Below are 18,786 nucleotides of genomic sequence, written 5' to 3'. Positions count from 1 at the left end.
GACGTCTCGGAGGTGAACGTGCAGTGGAGTGAAGCTGAGCGGTTGATAATCGACGTCTCGGTGGCTGGAAGTGAGTTGGAGTAGCTAGTTGGTAGTCTGAGACGTCGAAATACGACGTCTCAGAGGTGAACGTGCAGTGGAGTGAAGCTGAGCGGTTGATAATCGACGTCTCGGTGGCTGGAAGTGAGTTGGAGTAGCTAGTTGGTAGTCTGAGACGTCGAAATACGACGTCTCAGAGGTGAATGAGCGGTGAAGTTACGCTGAGCGGGCGATAATCGTCGTCTGAGTAGGCGGAAGTGTGTTGGAGTAGCTAGTTGGTAGACTTAGACGTCGTAATACGACGTCTCGGAGGCAGGTATAAGCGCGATTCCAACGGGAAAGCCACGGTTGCCGCGCTGTAACGTTGAAAAACGCGGTTACAACGAGGAGAAGGGTTGGAATCCACCCGGGTCGAAGCTGTAACGTTGAAAAACATGGTTACAGCGAGGAGAGTGGTTGGAAGTCACCCTCGCCGAAGCTGTAGCGTTGAAAAACGCGGTTACAGCGAGGAGAGTGGTTGGAAGTCACCCTCGCCGAAGCTGTAGCGTTGAAAAACGCGGTTACAGCGCGTAGAAGGGTTGGAGGTCACCCCCGCCGAAGCTGTAGCGTTGAAAAACGCGGTTACAGCGGTAATTCGCATGTTATCCCATCAACAGTTGCAGCGCCTCAGTAGATGGACGATAGTATTTTATCCGCTGAGTTCCTTTTCCGACGCTTTCAAGGAGCTTTTTTTCATGCATGACCTTGAGTAGCTGGCGCGCTTTCTGCTCTTTAATGGACAAAACCTGGCACACTTCTTGGTTTGTAAGAGGCGTCTCTATCGCTATGGCATGACGCAAGACTTCCTTTTCCACATAGGTCATCGATGTGACTGAACCATCATTCATACCCAGATAACGCCCCATAAATTGCTGTAAGATTTGTTGGCACATGCGGGGGCGATCTTTGATATCGTCGTAGGAGAATCGAAGTATCCGCCAGCCATCAATGATTAGATGGTTCTGACGAATGAGGTGATCCGAAAATTGGGAGCGGCTAATTTGCGAGGCGTGAGTTGTGAAACCATCAATTTCAATAGCAAGTTTGAGTGTATGTTTGATAAAAGCAAAATCAAGGAATCGAGTGCCATCTCGGAAGTCTTTCACTTCAAATTCGGGATGAAGATCGACAAAGCTTCTAAATGCAGGCCACCAAACCTGCCAGAGAAATAATTTTTCAGCATGGCTGTGGCCCTCCAGCAGTCTGCGAAGAGAGTCACCTTTTCGACTAGACGAGTGGGTTGCTATGAATCCTTTATAGGCTACTTCAAATTCAATTTTCATGCGAATGCCTCCTTGAAATAAATAAAGCCGCTTCTCTAAATCAGCTAAGGCTGAAAATAGAAAAGCGGCGTATGCTTTACGACCAACTATGTTTATATATTAGCATACACACGTCGTATATCACCAGTGTATTGACATACTTGTACTACTAGTATATACTATTGAAATTGATTGAAATGAAACCATATAAACACTTCATATTTAGCCTCAATTTACCCCACACGAACGATTAGCGAGAAGAAAGTAACCCCCTCTCCTTGTTTGTTTTTCTCCCAATGCGCAGTCCATCAGCTCATTTATGGTAAACCCGAGGCAACGTAAGTGTTTCGGCAGTAAGTGTTTGTAACGCAATTCGCACTGGCGCGGTCATTGGAGCCGCAAGGATGGAAGAGAGGTAGGGCTTTCATTGTTTTGATTCCAACACATGAATTACGCAATTTCATAGAGATCAATTGATTGTAGATAATCGTTTTCGTGCTGATTTGGTGCGGGAACGATTTTTTTGTTGTGGATACGCACTAGGGAATAACCATTTTGCAGTTTTTTGACAGAAATCATCAAACTGCTGGTGAAGCGTGCTCTCTTCCTTTACAATAAAATCAAATCAACCAGAGATTTGAAAGTATTGAATAGAAAGAGGCGTTGTTAACGATGTCCGAACAAAGCTTTATGCTAAAAGCAACCTGGGCAGGCGGCCTTGATGGCACAGGTCACATACAAGCGGATGGCCTCCAAGCGCCCATTTCCGTACCTAGTCCATTTGACGGTCCCGGTGTGGGGACGAACCCCGAAGAACTGCTGCTCGGTGCCGCGGCAACCTGCTATATCATTACACTAGGCACGCTGCTCCAACGGGAAGGCATCCTATCCCTAGAGCTCAACTCCCAGATCTACGTCCATAATCGGCCTACGATGAAAGTAAATGCGATCGTTCATCGTCCACTCATCACTGTCCCGTCGGATACGACAGAAGCGCAGTTGGATAAAATAAACAAAGCCGCATTCCGTGCTGAACAAACCTGTATGATTAGTAAAGCAATGCGCGGCAATGTCGCTATAAGCGTAGAGCCTGAGATCCGTTTTGCCTAAATGTCCAACCTATAGAGAAAGAGAGCCGTGCAGCGATGAATTTGAACAAAAAAGTATTTATCGGTTTTTTGCTTTTTATCATCATCCCGTTGTTCGTACTCGGGTCCGCGGTATACACGGTCTCTCAGCAGCTAATTGAGAAGAAGTATGGTGATTTAACAGAAGTAACGCTGCAAGCGATCTCACGAAATATTTATTACATGTTCAAGGAAGCGAACTATTTCTCTGATTTCTGGATGGTGAAAGATAGCATTCAAGGGATTTATCGCACGATAGATTCGACAAAACCGAACACCGACCCTCTTTCCTCTTATGATTTAAATACGTTTGATACGTTGCTTCGCGGCTCGATCCTTACGTATTCCCCTGTGCAGTCCGTAGTCATTTACAATAATGCTGGCAAATCTTTCAGTGCAGGGAGAACGAGTGGGAATGCGATCCCATGGGCAACGATTCAGCAAAGTTTGGCGTTCAAACATATTCAAGAGCTGAACGGCAGTCCGCTTTGGATAGGACCATCTGAATTCAAGGAGTTCGGTTCAGGCCGAGGTGAGTTTTATCAAGCGCGGATGGTGAAAGACTTTTGGACGATGGATAATCTCGGCTATATGTTGTTGAAATTTAAATTTAATGAGCTCGATCAAATTTTCAAATCCTTCAATACGAATGAACAAAGCTCCAAGCGTTATCTGTTGATAAACAAAAATGGACTCATTTTCTATGATAATAAGCAAAGTTTAGATGGAGCCAATGTCCTACAATTAACCCAAGGTAAATTAGATCTTGGACGCAACAATTACAGCTTTCAGGCCAATTTTCAAAATGAAAAAAGCCTCATTTCCTTGTATCATTTGAATATTAATCAGATGGGTGTTCAGGACTGGAGTGTTGTATCCGTCACCTCGTGGAAATATGTCGCTGGGGAAATTGAGACGATTATGAAATTGGTAGCAGGAATTACGTTTATTTGTTTATTCTTTGCACTCGTCTATAACCTCGTCTTCGTAAGACGTATTATTCAATTGATTCTTCGTATGCTCTCCTCTATGAAAAAAGTTGAGCGGGGGGATCTGACTACACGAATGGAAGTGAGTGGGAAGGACGAAACAACGGCGCTGGCAAGAGGTTTTAACAGTCTGGTTGTGCGGGTTGAAGATCTACTCGACGAAGTGAAGCGTCAGCAGGATCGGAAAAATAAAGCGGAGCTTATGCTGCTGCAAGCGCAGATTAAACCTCATTTTTTATTCAACACACTCGAGTCCATCAATGTGCTAGCGATTCAAAATCAAGGCAAGAAAGTTAGTCAGATGGTCATTCGTCTTGGGAATTTACTGCGGATCGGGATGGAAAATCGAGAAGAAATTACACTGAAACAAGAGCTTGAGCATTTGCGAAGTTATTTGGAGATCCAAGAGTTCCGCTTTGAGGATCAGTTCCGATATACGATTGAAGCGCCGCCAGAGCTGCTCAATGAAGAGGTTTTGAAGTTAACGCTTCAGCCACTCGTCGAGAACAGTTTGCAGCATGGTTTTGAACCTATTGATTATATGGGCTTGATTACGATAAAGGTCGTGGACGAAGGAGAGCGTATTGGGTTGTATGTGACGGATAACGGCATTGGCATAAGTAACGAAAAATTAACGAAATTCCATTATAAAACAGAGCTGGAGACGCCTTTTCATGAAATTCTGGAATCCAATGAAGAGCGTAGAGGGCTTGGTGTAAGCAATGTAGCGGATCGTGTCCGAATTCAATATGGGGAGCACTATGGGATGTTTATTTGTTCACTAGAAGGTCAAGGCACGACGATGAAGGTTGTTATTCCGAAAAGGAAGGGCGATATCTCATGAGACTGAAAGCCATATTGGCAGATGATGAGCCGAATATTTTACGTAATTTGCAGGCGGTCATCCCTTGGGAAGAACTCGAAATTGATATTGTAGGCACAGCCAAAAACGGTCTTGAGGCTCTAGAACTTTGCGTGCAGCATATCCCTGACATCGTGATGAGTGATATTCGGATGCCGCAAATGGACGGGATTGCTTTTATCCATAAGCTCCGGGAAATTAATGAAGATTGCACCGTGCTGATGGTGACGGGGTATCAGGACTTTGAATATGTGCGTTCACTTCTACGAGTGGGTGTCAGTGATTATATTCTGAAGCCGATCGATTACGAAGAGCTTGAGAACGCTATACGTCGATTGGCTGTTGAAATTCGAGCTAAAAAACAGAACGAGCAAGAAGAACTCCTCAAATTAGGGAAGCTAAAGAGCTTGGCCTATGAGAAGATTTTGCAGGATATCCTGTTAGACTATACCGATATTACGGCGAGCACAAGTCTTCCCATTGATCAAGGAGATTTGGATACACTGCGCTATGTCTTCGCCATGATTGACGTCGATCATTACTCGCAGAAATCACTGCTTTGGACAGAGCAAGAACGGAAGTTGTGGAACTTTGCCGTGCGCAATGTCCTGCAAGATTCCTTGGCAGAGGAAGAATCACAGTTTACTGTTTTGCAAATGCGTGAAGGGGAATGGTCGCTGTTGATGGCGTGGGAGGGTGCTGAGCATGATTCTGTAGCGTCGAAGCTGAGCGAAGTCGCAGCGAAACTGCAACACAATGTCCTTCAATCTGTGAAGCTTGGGATCAGCGTAGGCTATTTTCCTGGGCCTGTTGGCTTGCAACAACTTGCGGACACGTATCGAAAGCTGCAACGTTTCATGCAACTGAATTTAGATAAGCATCAATCGGTGCTGCCATACAAAGAGGTGAGAGAATCTGCTGATGCCAACAGCTCACTTTGGTTTTTGGTGGAGGAAATTGTAACAGGACTGAAGCAGTTGAACCGTCTCAAAACGGAAGATGCGCTGGATCGTCTCAAATTGCTGCTGGAAGGATTGTCAGAAGGATCAATCGCCAGAGCCTATCAAATGCTGCACTATCTGATCTTGCATGTCCTGCGTGAGCTGCGCGAAATGAATGCCCTCGACAGCGGAGAGGAAGAGCAGATTTGGCGTGAACTGGATAAAAGCGAAAGCATCTCGCATCTCCTGCAGGTTATGGTACAGCTTGTATCAATCGGGCTGGAGGGGACGAACAAGAAAAAGAATAGTGAGCTGCTGATGGCTGCGGCCAAAGAGTATGTGCGTACGAATTATTCGACGGATTTTGGCATTGAGGATATTGCAGGCAGCCTAGGGATTAGCTCCAGCTATTTCAGTTTGTTATTTAAACAACATTTTGGGGAAACCTTTGTGGAGCATGTGACAAAGCATCGGATGGAGCAGGCGAAATCCTTGTTGCTGCATAGTGACAAAAGCATTACGGATATTGGGAAATGCGTAGGCTACATTGAAAGACGTTATTTTACGAAAGTATTTCAAAAGTTCACAGGCGAGATTCCTTCTGAGTATCGGGATAAGCGAAAGGAAGGGAACTAGAGGAATTTGCCCCTAGATTAGGAATTTATCTATCTTTAGTACATATAAGGGTTCAATTATACTTAAATGGTAAGCGTAAAGGAGAACCTAGTTGATGAGAAAACGAACACTGATGTTTAGCGCAGGTGCGGTGGCTCTCACGCTCACATTGTCGGCTTGCAGTATGTTTAATGACAATTCGGATACACAGAGTGATGCGGCGGGCGGTAAAACGGGACAGAACGCACCCATTCTGCTAACCATCCGGCATACACAGGTGAAAGATACACAGAAGAAGCGTTTGGCCATGCTGCAGGAGGTAGTGAAAGCGACAGAAGCGAAGGTGCCTGGCTTAACGATTACGCTGGATGGCGTTGAGGATAAGGTGAATCGTTTCGAAAAGCTGCGCGCAGAAATGGCTGCGGGCAATCCGCCAGAAGTCTTTGATCTGTTCGGTGGCACGGATACGAAGGATTATGTGAAGGCAAATCGGCTGCTAGACCTCACTCCTATTCTGCAAGAGCTAGGCTTAACGGATAAGTTTTATAGTTTTGATGAATTCACCGTCAATGGCAAAATTTATGGGATTCCCATGGCTGGTTATGTGGAAGGCTTATACTATAACAAAAAGATTTTGGCCGATCAGGGGATTCAAGCGCCTCAAACATGGGCTGAACTTGTCGCGGCAGCGGCGAAGCTGAAAGCTGCCAAGATCACCCCTTTTGCCATGGCAGCTAAGGATTCATGGGTTATTAATATGATGATTAATACCATGTGGGTGCGTACAGCAGGAACAGATTCGATAGAGGGCTTCCTGAATGGAAGCAAGCATTGGACGGACCCCGATGTATTGAAAGCTTTTGAACAGTATCAGTCGCTCATTCAGAAGGACTACTTTCAAGATGGCAGTCTAGCGCTTGCCTATGCGGAGCAGCAGAATACATTCAGCAGCGGTGGCGCTGCCTTTATGTTTGATGGCAGCTGGGCGAACACGCCGCTCCTAGATCCAGAGAAATCTGTGATTGCTCAACATGTTGGCTTCATGAACTTCCCTACCATGGGTGGACCAGGTGATGGATTTATCAATGGTGGATGGTCCAATGCCTATGGCTTCTCTCAGAAGGTCACGCCAGAGCAATTGATTGCGATCAAAGAATTTATTAAGCAAATGTACACCGAATCCATGCAGAAAAGGCAACTCGTTGAAGAGGGAATGCCGCCTGCTATGAAGCTGCAAGATACGAATCAAGTGAATCCATTGATTACTGAAATTTTGAATGTATTTGCGAAAAGTAAAGGAACCTTCCCAGCTTTCGATTCCCGCATTCAGACGAAGGTTCGTGAAAAGCTTGAGCGCGGGATGCAGGAGCTGCTTGGGGGAAGAACAGATCCGGCCTCATTGATGGCGGATTTGCAGAAGCAGCAGGAGGCTTCGAATAAAGAAGAAACCCATTCCAAATAGTAGTAGGATGACATATGAACAAAATGGGAAGAAATGCATGGGCCTACACACTCTTTACTTTACCGACACTGTTCATGTTCGCGATATTTTTCATCTATCCCATGATCATGTCGCTGCGTTACGGTTTCACATCGTGGAATGGCATCTCCCATGCCAAGTTTAATGGGTTCGACAATTTCATAGATGCTTTTCGTGATCCGTACTTTTGGATTGCTGTGCGTAATAATCTGTCTTTCATTGGCTTCTCCATCGGGATTCAAATTCCCATCATTCTTACCATTGCTTTGATGGTGAGTCGTATAAAGCGCTGGATTGGGTTTTATAAAACCATGATTTTCCTGCCGACGATTCTGTCGACTGCGGTGATAGGTGTGCTTTGGGAATTTATTTATCATCCTCAGGCTGGACTCTTAAATCAAGCTTTGGAAGCGATCGGTTTAAAAAGATGGCAGCATGCCTGGTTGGCTGACGGAGCGACGGCGATGCTCGCTATTTTAGTCACAAATGCCTGGCAATGGATGGGGTTTTACGTGGTGCTTGTGGTATCGGCCATCAACACCATTCCGAAACATTTGGTAGAAGCTGCCCAATTGGATGGAGCTGGCAGCATCAGACAAGCATGGTACGTAATTCTGCCCCTGCTAAGACCTGTTATTTTCGTGATGATGCTTCTATCTATTACGGGTGGCATGAAAGCGATGGATATTGTAGTGGTCATGACGGGTGGAAATCCTTATGGCATCACGGAAGTTATGGCTTCCTATATGATAAAAAAAGCGTATCGGATTGGCGAATATGGCTACGCAAACAGCATTGCTGTGTTGATCCTGCTTTTTACATCCCTGTTAACGTCAATATTCAGCTGGCTTACTAGAAAACAGGAGGAGGTGCGATTGTGAGAGGAAGCCTCCTTCGTCGTGTGTTTCCGCATGCGATTCTGCTAATTTACATAGGGTTGATTCTATTCCCACTCGGGTGGACGCTGAATTCGTCTTTTAAAACCAATAAAGAAATCATTACGGCTCCATGGTCCCTTCCGACTGAGTTCTTATTATCGAATTATTGGAACGCCTGGACGGGTGCGCATGTGGGACATTATTTTATGAATAGTGTGATCAATTCCACAGTTTCAGCTGTTATCTCTCTCGCTTTAGGGACGGCAACGGCTTATGCATTAACACGCATGTCATTCCCAAGGCTAAGTCTTGTTCTGAAAAGGATTCTGATCTTGGCACTGCTTGTGCCCGCGGCTTCGCTATTAGTTCCCCTCTACATGCTGATGCGGAATTTGCACATCTACAACACCCCGCTTGCGCTCATTCTGCCCTATATCACACTTGCGTTGCCTTGGACTGTGTTTATGGTGAGTAGCTTTCTTACCTCGATCCCAAATGAACTGGAAGAAGCGGGCATTATAGATGGTCTTTCCATTTACGGGCTTTTGTGGCGACTTATCGTACCGATATCTATGCCGTCCCTGTTTACCGTATTTATGCTGAACTTTCTGACAAGCTGGAATGAATTCATCATGGCTAATTTATTCTTGACCAAAGAGAAGCTGCGGACGCTGCCCGTAAGTATGGTCGCTTTCTATGATCAACTGAATATGAACTATGGCTCACTTTGCGCGGCGATCATGATCAGCATAATTCCTGTGGTCGTGATGTATCTCCTTTTACAAAAAGGCATTATGGAAAATATGAAAACTTAATATAAATCACTCATGGAGCGTGAACACACATGTCAACAGCACGAACTACGAACCATAAACCACTTACGTTACGTCAAAAGGTAGGACAACTCTTCGCATGTGGTTTTGATGCCCTGACACCGAATTCACACATTAAGCAATTAATCGAGCAATATGGGATTGGCGGCGTTATTTATTTCCGTCGGAATGTGATGGATGCGCATCAGCTTGCTCAGTTGTCGTCAGACTTACAAGGGGTAAGTTTGAAGAGCGGCGGGCAACCGTTATTTATCTCTGTGGATCAAGAAGGCGGCATGGTATCACGAGTCGAAAAAGGAGCAACATTATTGCCGGGAAATATGGCATTGGGTGCAGCCTTTTCACCGTCTGGCGTGTACGCCAGCGCGAAGGTGATGGGGAAAGAGCTTCGTCAAATGGGTGTGAACATGAACTTGGCTCCTTGCTTAGACATTAATAATAATCCACTTAACCCTGTCATTGGCGTTCGCTCGTATGGTGAAACGGCGGCCATTGTGGGGGATATGGGCACCCATGCGGTCAAAGGCTTGCAAGACATGGGTGTTATTGCAACGGTGAAGCATTTCCCTGGACATGGGGATACAACTGCGGATTCTCATCATGATTTGCCCGTTGTACCTCATAGCATGGAGCGACTAATGGAGCTGGAATTAGCGCCATTCATCAAGGCGATAGAGGGCGGCGTAGATGCCATCATGTCCGCGCATGTCGTGTTTGAATCGTTGGAAGATAGCAGTGTGCCTTCAACGTTGTCATATAAAATCCTGACAGAATTACTGCGCGGCGAGCTTGGATTCAAAGGGCTTATCGTGACGGATTGCTTAGAGATGAAGGCAATTTCGGAAGGCGTTGGCGTAGCGGAAGGGGCTGTACGTGCGTTAGAAGCGGGAGCAGATATTCTGCTCGTTAGTCATGAGTTGGAGCGTCAGATTGCTGCAATCGAAGCGGTCATTGCCGCTGTGGAAAGTGGTCGTATTTCTGAGGCACGCCTTGATGAGTCTGTACTGCGTATTATGACGTATAAATATAAGCGTGATATTCGTTTTGATACACTTACCCCGATACCGGAGGGGCCGATCTCGACACCTGAGCATCAGGAACTAGCGAAAGAATTGAGTCGTAAAAGCATTACCAAGGTCAAAGATGAAGTTGGCAAGAATCTGCAAATAAACGATAAAACGTGCGTGATTTGGACAGAAGTGCAATCGGGGACGGAAATCGATGAGGTTGTTGATCGTGAGGGAACGCTGGGCAGCGTGTTGTCCGAGTTGACTGGGGAGCCGGTTCGTGAAGTGTACTTAGGGCTCCAACCAAGTTATGAGGATATTGCAGAGATGATCAAACTTTGCGAAAACGTAGAGCAAGTTGTTATCGTTACCTACAATGCTACCTTCTCCTTGGGGCAAACCGCGCTGGTTAGAGCTTTGGCCAAATTGGATGGGCTGCATCTAATTGTAGCAGCAGGGCGTAATCCATATGACTTGCTGGAATTCCCAGAAGTGAAAACGTACTATGCTTGTTATGAGAATCGCCCACTGGCGATGGTTTCTCTAGCTAATGTGTTGCTGGGACGCGAAGCAGCCGTTGGGCGGTTACCTGTGACTTTGTCTGAGCAATATCCGATTGGTTGGAGACAGGAATAGGGAAAGTTAGGTATAGCGAATTATTATCTAGCTAAATGAATCATCTTCTTGTAAAATCAGAAAGGCTTGTGTAACTTTTACGCTACTTTCACGTAGGAACTATGCACGCATTTCACGGTACACAGGCAACCTATTTTACAAAGGGGTGTATTCTTACTCATGAGTCTTGCAAATGCTCAATCTGAGCCAACGATGCGATCGTTTTTTAGCAATCGATTCGTTCAAACGATTATGCTTTCAGGCGTTCTCCTTCAAATTGGAATTTGGATACGTAACTTCGCAATTCTACTCTATGTGACAGATATGACGAATAATGATCCTTACTCATTATCTTTAATATCTGTTGCCGAATTCGCGCCAATCTTTATCTTCTCTTTTATCGGCGGGGCGTTCGCCGATCGGTGGCGGCCTAGGCTGACCATGGTCTGGTGCGATTTGCTTAGCGCAGCTTCTGTGTTTGTTATTTTGATTACCTTGTATATGGGATCTTGGAAGGCGATTTTCTTTGCTACTTTAGTATCCTCCATACTTTCGCAATTCTCGCAACCTTCCAATATGAAGCTATTTAAAGTACATGTCCCTGCTTCACAAATGCAAATGGGGATGTCCATGTTTCAGTCTATGATGGCGATATTCATGATTCTGGGACCTATGCTGGGCTCATTCATCTACTATCGCTTCGGCATCGAAGTGGCGGTTGCTATCATGGGAGCTTGCTTCTTGCTCTCAGCCTTCGTACTTACCTTCCTTCCTAAGGATCGCAAAGATGATGCGTCATCCGAGCCGCGGACAACGCATATTTTCACAGAAATGGGTCAAGGCTTCCGTTATGTGATGAAGAACAGAATGCTTGTCATCCTTGGTGGTTGTTTTGCAGCAGCAGGTTTGGCGGTTGGGTTAATAAGTCCTTTAGGTATCTTCCTTGTAACGGAGCATCTGGGCTTAGAAAAAGCGAACCTACAGTGGTTCATGGTAGCCAATGGGGCCGCTATGATCGTCGGTGGGGGCGTTACAATGGCTTTTGCCAAAAAAATAACCCCGCAAGCGATGCTCACGGTCGGTATGGCAGTTAGCGCACTGACTTTTGCCATGATTGGGATGACTCACTTGGTGTGGTTAGCTCTTCTCTTGCAGTTCGTCTCAGGTCTTGTGATGCCAGCCATCCAGATCGGAATTAGTACGCTGATCCTTGGGAATACGGAGGAGTCTTTCGTTGGGCGCGTAAATGGTATACTTACACCGCTGTTTATGGGGTCCATGGTCATTACCATGAGTTTGGCTGGGACGCTAAAAGCAACATTCTCACTAGAATCGATTTACCTGACATCGGCGTTACTCTTTGTGATTGGTGTGCTTATTATGGTGCCTTCTCTGAAAATGAAGTCGGCTCCAATTCCACAGGCGAGCAGTGAAATGAAATAATCAACGAAAAAGCGATATCTCTTGGCCAGATGGCTAGGGATATCGCTTTTTGTTTTAAAGAAATGGCGCTCCTGATTCCTTGAAGGCCAGCTTCATTTCGGGCGTGATGGAGGAGTCGCTAATGATGCCGACGGCTTCTTGTACTTCGCCAATCACAAATAGGGAGCTTCGGCTAAACTTGGAGTGATCGGCTACGAGATACGTTTCCATGGATTGTTTCATCATCCGGCGATTCGTCTCGGCCTCTAGTTCATTGTAGATCATCATGCCGCGAGAAAGAGAGATGCCGTCACAGCCCATGAACGTTTTGCGGATGCTGAGGTTCTCAAGTGTGGCATTGGCCAGCGGGCCGGAAAGTTCAAAGGTTTGTGTGCGAATCACACCACCTGTCAAAATCAGCTGCAACCCTGGTGTGCCGATGAGCTCGTAGGCAATGTTTACGGCATTGGTAATAACGGTTAAGTTTTTGAATTGGTTCAGCTTTTTGGCGATAAAGGTTGTTGTCGTTCCGCCCGTTAAGCCGATAATATCGCCATCTTCGATGTATCGAAGAGCTTTGTCAGCGATTTCTTTTTTCTCGTCGGTGTAGAGGTCCATTTTATTAAAGAAAGGGACTTCCACTTTTAAACTCTCGAGTACAGCCCCGCCAAAGGTGCGGATACAGCGCTTCTCTTGCTCAAGAATTTCTAAATCACGACGTGCTGTCGCTTCAGAGACATTGAATTGTTTCACAATATCGGTCAAGGCAATGGAGCCTTTATCTTTGATCGCATGCATGATGGCATCTCGGCGAACATCGGTCTTTCCCATGGTACCCCCTAACAGCTTTCGGTCTGGAAAGCTAAGTAACGATTCTATGTAATCATGCTTATTCTGCTAAAAAATGATACTTCTTACATCTTATCATGGGAACGAATGGTCGTCCATCTGATCCTGCGTGCAACAGCCGTTTATGGGAGCGTTTTTGCTTGAAGTGAGCATTATTAGCAAAACAGAGAAAAGCAGGCATCCGTATTAAAGGGAATGCCTGCTTTCGTTCTTAGTCCGTATGCTCATTTTTTGGCTGCGAGCCAATTCGCTAATGCTTCGATATCTTCTGCTTTCAACTTGTCTTTGAAAGGCGGCATTTCGACTTTGCCGTTCATGATTTGCGCGGCGATTTGATCTTTTGTTCTGCGCGAACCGACTTTCGTCAGGTTCGGACCGTAGTCACCCGTAAGGCCAGCGCCATGGCAGGCTAGACAGTTGTCTTTGTACAGCAGCTCGGCCTTCGCGCTGGTGCTAGGCGTGGTGCTTACCGTCGCCTCTGGCTTGACGGTAGGCACAGGGGAAGGCGTTGGCGCCGGGGTTGCAGGGGCCGGCGTAGGCGATGGTGAAGGTGTTGCCGCCGCTTGCGGTTGTGGCGAAGTGCTGGCAGCAGGCGGCGGGGTTGCCGTCGCCGCAGCTTGAGCCGACACTTGTGGAGTCGGCGTAGCAGATGCAACCGCCGTCGTTACAGGTGACGGCGAAGCGATGACAGCGGCTGGGGAGCTGGCCGCTGGTTCGGCATCTTGTTCGCTGCACCCTGTGGCAGCGAGTACGATCATTCCACAAATGCTTAGATGTATCCATTTGTTCAAAGCCATCCAACTCCTTCTCGTAGATTCTACTTTAGGTAACGTTGGAAAATGGCTTTTGGTTTTCTCATGATCGCATGTGTTACCAAAATGCGTGCAAAAAGCCCAGCAAAGCCCTAGGTACCACGGGCTTGCTGGGCTGTACGCGTTGCGCTGGAAGGGTAATCGGAGCTACACGGTAGCTCCGGTCAGATCAAGCCAGGCTAGCTCCTGCGCCGAAAGCACAAGCTCTGCGCCATCGCGGCAGGAGACCATCTCGGCCTCTGTGCGCGCTCCGATCAGCGCGCACGCCGGGAACGGCTGGCTTAGCACGTAAGCGAGCGCGATTTGGATCGCGCTGACGCCTTTCTCCTGCGCGAGCTCCTTTGCGCGCTGCAGCCGTGTCCAGTTCGCGTCGCTGTAGAATACGCGAACAAGATCAGCGTTATCGCGAATTTCCGGCGAGAACCGGCCCGTGAAGAAACCGCGCGCTTGCGAAGACCAGGACAGCAGTGGAAACTGCTGATCTTCGTGCCAGCGCAACGTTTCCTCATCTGCGGATACACAGCCCGCCCAGAATGGCTCATTTGGCTTCGCGAGACTGAGGTTAGGCGAGCTGAAGCTAAAGCCGACAAGCCCATGCTTAGCGGCATAGTCATTTGCTTCTTGCAAACGCTGATGCGTCCAGTTAGAACCGCCGAAGGCACGAATACGGCCAGCTTCTAGATGCTCATTCAGCGCTTCAACAATGACACCGACAGGAGTTGCAGGGTCATCCCGATGTAAACCGTACAAATCGATATAGTCCGTACGCATCCGATCTAGACTTGTCAGGAGGTCGTGGCGAATAGCTTCCGCATTCACACGCGGACCATTTTGATCATGGTGAGCGCCTTTCGTGAAGATCACCATTTCTTCTCTTTTACCCGTTTCTTCCAACCAAATGCCGATCGCTTGCTCGCTTTGCCCACCGCAATAAACGTGAGCAGTATCAATGGTGTTCCCGCCAATTGCGAGATAGTGTTGAAGGATATCACTTACTTCTTGCTTGTTGTCTAATCTAAAAAAATCAGAGCCCATCACCAACGAAGATACCGGTTTATCTAATCCTTTAATTTGAATATGTTTCATGAGTTCCCCAGCCTCTCGATCAAATTAGTATTCAAGTTTTACGCGTGAACGCTCTGATGCAGATTGCAAGCAGGCGTCGATGACTCGCATATTTAAAATAGCGTCTTGTGCAGGGAAACGCAGGGCTTTCTCACCCCATGCTGCATAAGCCATGTCGTCAGCTTGCAGGGCGTATTGGTTAAGGAATGGTACTTTTTCTTCGCGCTGCTCATTGCCAACATACACTTGGAAATGACCGGATTCTTCCGTTGGTGTTACAAATGCCGAAGGAATAACGATGCGACCTTTTGAACCGAGAATCTCTAGCGTGTTACGGAACGAAGCCCACATTCCACAGTCAAAAGTAAGGGCAACATTGCCGCTGAACTCCACAAGTCCGGACATCATCATGTCGACGTTATCATGCTCGGGGGAGAAGAAGGCATGCGTGGTAACAGCCTCAGGCTCACGCTCTAGCAAAAATCTAGCGGCACTTAACGGGTAGCAGCCAACATCATAAACCGAGCCGCCGCCCCATTCGCGGACATAACGAACATTTTTGCTATCATTGGGATTGCTGAATGTAAATGCGCCGTGAATACCACGAATATCACCGATTTCGCCGGATTGGATGATGGCTTTCACACGCTCGTAGCGAGGGTGGTGGCGATACATGAAAGCTTCGGCAAACAGCACGCCGGCTTCTTCACTGGCTGTTACCATTTCTTGAACTTCGGCTGTCGTTAAAGCGGCAGGTTTTTCGCACAGCACATGCTTACCAGCCCTAGCAGCTCGGATAGTCCACTCTTTATGTAAATGGTTCGGGAGTGGAATATAAATAGCATCGATCTCAGGATCGGCGATTAATTCTTCGTAGCTTCCATAAGCTTTCGGGATATCAAGACGAGCGGCAACCTCTTGTGATTTTTCTAAATTTCGGCTTGCGATTGCACTTACAACACCTGTTTGCGATTGCTGAATCCCCGGAATACAGGCACGGATGGCAATGCCCGCACAGCCCAATATTCCCCAACGTAGTTTAGTCATGATCGTATTTCTCCTTTTTTGAAGCGGAATGTGTAACGTTATATTGCTATTATAAAATGAGTTAATTAAAATGAATATAACAATATATTGAATAGACTATCGTAATATTGTCATTAGAAATGAGGTCTGATTAGATGCGCCGTCATGTCATGTTACCTACTTTACAGCAATCGGCTTACTTCCTATTCCCAGAATCCGTAGGCTGGTATCGCGAAGAATCCAATCATGAAGTGGAGCGCCCAGAGGGCTTGTGGTCGACGTATAGTTTGCATTTTGTCATCGCAGGGAAGGGATACGTGGAACTGGAAGGGCAGCTGTACACGTTGCAGAAGGGAGATGCCTTCTTATTTCCGCCCTATCAAGAGCAGCGTTATTACAGTTCGAAAGATGATCCGTGGGATATTCGCTGGGTGCATTTTTATGGGGATCAGATTAAGGAATTTCTGTTGGAGAAAGGTTTTTTGCGCAATCTGTGGACGTTAAAAAGAAGTGCCGAGCTGGAGAAAGCGTTCAATGAACTGCTCTTAGAAGCTGAACATTACCAAATTCTACGTCCGACACAATTGAGCACATTAAATTATATGATTTTATGTGAATTCATGAGCTATGCTACCCCGTTAACGGTCAATCGCGGAACGGAATCTGTGGATCGGATACTAGCTTTACTTCCAGAGATGCAGAGCAGAGCCTGTGAGCCTTTTAATCTGGAGGAGTGGGCAGAGCAAACAGGCGTGAGTACGTACTATTTTTGCAAAATATTCCGCAAAGCGACCTCGATGACACCCCTCTCGTTCATTACGCTTTGTCGGATTCAATTCGCGAAGCAGCGGTTGATTGAGAAAGAAAATTGGCCGATCAAGGATATCGCGATGGAAGCGGGCTATACCTCTGCAAGCTATTTCAATCAGCGATTTCATGAGCATGAAGGGATGACACCGAGTGAGTTTCGCAGCCTCTATATGAAAGGTTTGTTCACTTAAAAGAGCGAACAGCTCTGTGCGGTACTAGAAAAAGTTAGTACTTTTGGAAGATAACGATGCACGGTACCCTTAGTTTGTAGAGACGAAAAGGGGGCTGTGCAGATGCAAAGTAAAGCGAGTAAAAAGGCTTTTAGAACGAATTGGATGTTGCATGGGATGATGGTGATCTGGCTAGGTGCTTGGGGATGGTTAGCGATTAGCCCTCATAGTCGAGGGGATTGGGTGTTGGAAAATTTATTGATTTGGGCAGCATTAATTGGCCTTGTGGCTACGTATAGGTGGTTTGTATTTTCCAATCTAACTTATGGATTGCTTGCTAGCTTTCTGTTGCTGCACAGCATTGGAGCCCACTTTTCGTATAATGGAACTTGGTTCGATCCTTGGTTGCGAGGCCTATTCGGGTCTGAACGCGATCATTTCGATCGGCTGGTTCATCTGTGTTTTGGCTTACTATGCGCCTATCCGATTTATGAAGGCATGGCAGCGTGGACGAAGCTTGGGAGAAGATGGATTTATGTGATGACGTGTGTTATCGTGTTGGCAATGGGTGCGTTCTATGAGCTTATTGAAATGTGGGTAGCGAACATCGTTGCACTTGAAATTGGTACTCTATTTGTCGGTGCACAAGGGGATCCGTGGGATGCGCAGCATGATATGGAGCTTGCCTTATACGGGGCAATCATCGGGATGTTGGTTACCGCATGGAGCAAGCGATGGAAAGCGACAACTAATTCTAGTGATATTGGGGAGGCAAAATTGTAAGATGGTACAATTGGTTTATATCGGTTCCTACACGAATGAAGAACATCCGGAGGGGATTTCTTTATATAGCTTTAATGGGCAAAATGGTGAGTTGACGCTGGTCGAAACGTATAGCGATTTACCTAATGCTTCGTTCTTAGAGGTGAACAAAGAAGGAACGGTTCTATACGCTGTGAGTGAAACTGAAACGTACGAGGGACGTTTTGGGGGCTCAGCAGCGGCGTACGCAATTGAAGCAGGTACAGGGAGATTGAGCCGAATCAATCAACAACCGGCAGATGGTTCTGCACCCTGCTATATCAGCTTGGATGCCGCGAACCGTAAGGTATATGTGGCCAATTATTTAAGCGGCGATGTGACTGTGTTCCCCGTTGAAGCAAGAGGCGGTTTGGGAGAACATACGCAGCTGATTAAGCACGAGGGGGAGCTTGGACCGCAGGCGGATCGCCAAGAAGCGCCGCACGCGCACTCGATTGTTCCGTCTCCGGACAATCGGTTTGCCGTTGCAGCCGATCTCGGCCTGGATCGGCTGATCGTGAGCCGCATTGACGCGGAGAGCGGCGAGCTGCTGCTGCACGGCACAGCAGCTTTGAAGCCGGGCGCGGGCCCGCGGCATCTGGTGTTTAACGCGAACAGTACCTTCGTGTACGCGATCAATGAGCTGGACAGCACCGTGACGGTGCTGTCTTATGAGGCGGCCGCGGGCAGTTTGGCCGCGGTCCAGACCTTGTCGACGCTGCCGGAGGACTTCGGAGGCGTCAGCTATTGTGCGGACATCCATCTCTCCGAGGATGGCCGTTTCTTGTATGCCTCGAACCGCGGACACGATAGTATCGCGGTTTACGGGGTTGACCGAGACAGCGGCACGCTGTCGGTCGTGGGTTGGCAGTCCACGCGGGGGCGGACGCCGCGGAACTTCGCCCTTTCGCCGCAGGACGAGTTCCTGCTCGCGGCGAACCAGGATTCGAACAGCATCGTTGTCTTCCGCAGGGATGCGGAGACGGGGATGTTGCAAGAAACCGGGCACACGGCAGCGGTATCGCGGCCGGTTTGCGTGAGGTTTCTGTAGTTAATCGGAAGGTGCAGGTAGTTTCTGCACCTTCTTTTACATGAGAACTGCAAAAATACATCCTTTTTAAGGAGAATAGCCCGTTTATCGAAG

The 18,786-nt window shown here is 47.2% G+C and carries 16 protein-coding genes; 11 read left to right on the top strand and 5 right to left on the bottom strand.

The features are described 5' to 3' along the window. Positions 1-680: 680 nt before the first annotated feature. The gene (locus tag J2736_RS33450; RefSeq protein ID WP_310502849.1) at positions 681-1,361 is read right to left on the bottom strand and encodes an endonuclease domain-containing protein; all 681 of its coding nucleotides are present in this window, start codon (positions 1,359-1,361) and stop codon (positions 681-683) included. Positions 1,362-2,012: 651 nt separating this feature from the next. Here J2736_RS33450 and J2736_RS33445 point away from each other — a divergent pair. The 8 genes from J2736_RS33445 (at position 2,013) to J2736_RS33410 (ending at position 12,130) form a co-directional block, all read left to right on the top strand. After that, positions 2,013-2,450, top strand: a complete 438-nt coding sequence (locus J2736_RS33445; RefSeq protein ID WP_310502848.1) for an OsmC family protein — start codon at positions 2,013-2,015, stop codon at positions 2,448-2,450. A 35-nt stretch (positions 2,451-2,485) separates the two neighbouring features. Continuing rightward, positions 2,486-4,300, top strand: coding sequence for a cache domain-containing sensor histidine kinase (locus tag J2736_RS33440; RefSeq protein ID WP_310502847.1), 1,815 nt, complete (start codon positions 2,486-2,488; stop codon positions 4,298-4,300). Further along, a complete protein-coding gene (locus J2736_RS33435; RefSeq protein ID WP_310502846.1) occupies positions 4,297-5,895 on the top strand; it encodes a response regulator in 1,599 nt (532 codons plus the stop codon). The genes J2736_RS33440 and J2736_RS33435 overlap by 4 nt, the downstream gene beginning before the upstream one ends. Before the next feature lie 94 nt (positions 5,896-5,989). Next, positions 5,990-7,336, top strand: a complete 1,347-nt coding sequence (locus J2736_RS33430) for an extracellular solute-binding protein (RefSeq protein WP_310502845.1) — start codon at positions 5,990-5,992, stop codon at positions 7,334-7,336. A gap of 14 nt (positions 7,337-7,350) precedes the next feature. Continuing rightward, positions 7,351-8,235: a carbohydrate ABC transporter permease gene (locus J2736_RS33425; RefSeq protein ID WP_310502844.1), complete on the top strand. Its 885-nt coding sequence runs from the start codon at positions 7,351-7,353 to the stop codon at positions 8,233-8,235. Beyond that, positions 8,232-9,047, top strand: a complete 816-nt coding sequence (locus J2736_RS33420) for a carbohydrate ABC transporter permease (protein ID WP_310502843.1) — start codon at positions 8,232-8,234, stop codon at positions 9,045-9,047. The genes J2736_RS33425 and J2736_RS33420 overlap by 4 nt, the downstream gene beginning before the upstream one ends. Positions 9,048-9,076: 29 nt before the next feature. Beyond that, entirely contained in the window at positions 9,077-10,708 is a 1,632-nt protein-coding gene (gene nagZ / locus J2736_RS33415; RefSeq protein ID WP_310502842.1) for a beta-N-acetylhexosaminidase, read from the top strand. Positions 10,709-10,867: 159 nt separating this feature from the next. Next, positions 10,868-12,130, top strand: a complete 1,263-nt coding sequence (locus J2736_RS33410; protein ID WP_310502841.1) for an MFS transporter — start codon at positions 10,868-10,870, stop codon at positions 12,128-12,130. A 54-nt stretch (positions 12,131-12,184) separates the two neighbouring features. On the opposite strand, the gene J2736_RS33405 is transcribed toward J2736_RS33410, so the two are convergent. From J2736_RS33405 to J2736_RS33390, 4 genes are all read right to left on the bottom strand, one after another. Further along, positions 12,185-12,940, bottom strand: a complete 756-nt coding sequence (locus J2736_RS33405; protein WP_310502840.1) for a DeoR/GlpR family DNA-binding transcription regulator — start codon at positions 12,938-12,940, stop codon at positions 12,185-12,187. Positions 12,941-13,182: 242 nt separating this feature from the next. Then, positions 13,183-13,749: a c-type cytochrome gene (locus J2736_RS33400; protein ID WP_310502839.1), complete on the bottom strand. Its 567-nt coding sequence runs from the start codon at positions 13,747-13,749 to the stop codon at positions 13,183-13,185. 168 nt (positions 13,750-13,917) lie between these two features. Further along, positions 13,918-14,856 carry an aldo/keto reductase gene (locus J2736_RS33395; RefSeq protein WP_310502838.1) on the bottom strand — a complete coding sequence of 313 codons (939 nt, stop codon included), beginning with the start codon at positions 14,854-14,856 and terminating at the stop codon, positions 13,918-13,920. 24 nt (positions 14,857-14,880) lie between these two features. Then, a complete protein-coding gene (locus J2736_RS33390) occupies positions 14,881-15,882 on the bottom strand; it encodes a Gfo/Idh/MocA family protein (RefSeq protein WP_310502837.1) in 1,002 nt (333 codons plus the stop codon). Positions 15,883-16,016: 134 nt separating this feature from the next. On the opposite strand from J2736_RS33390, the gene J2736_RS33385 reads away from it, so the two are divergent. From J2736_RS33385 to J2736_RS33375, 3 genes are all read left to right on the top strand, one after another. Further along, positions 16,017-16,862 carry a helix-turn-helix transcriptional regulator gene (locus J2736_RS33385; RefSeq protein WP_310502836.1) on the top strand — a complete coding sequence of 282 codons (846 nt, stop codon included), beginning with the start codon at positions 16,017-16,019 and terminating at the stop codon, positions 16,860-16,862. A 102-nt stretch (positions 16,863-16,964) separates the two neighbouring features. Beyond that, complete coding sequence (locus J2736_RS33380; protein ID WP_310502835.1) at positions 16,965-17,624, top strand: DUF2238 domain-containing protein; 660 nt, start codon at positions 16,965-16,967, stop codon at positions 17,622-17,624. After that, the gene (locus J2736_RS33375; RefSeq protein ID WP_310502834.1) at positions 17,605-18,693 is read left to right on the top strand and encodes a lactonase family protein; all 1,089 of its coding nucleotides are present in this window, start codon (positions 17,605-17,607) and stop codon (positions 18,691-18,693) included. Before J2736_RS33380 ends, J2736_RS33375 begins: the two co-directional genes overlap by 20 nt. Positions 18,694-18,786: the final 93 nt, after the last annotated feature.

The sequence above is a fragment of the Paenibacillus qinlingensis genome (assembly GCF_031455095.1).
Classification (GTDB): domain Bacteria; phylum Bacillota; class Bacilli; order Paenibacillales; family NBRC-103111; genus Paenibacillus_E; species Paenibacillus_E qinlingensis_A.
The sequence above is the reverse complement of the archived record's forward strand: the minus strand, read 5'-3'. Positions and strand labels throughout refer to the sequence as shown.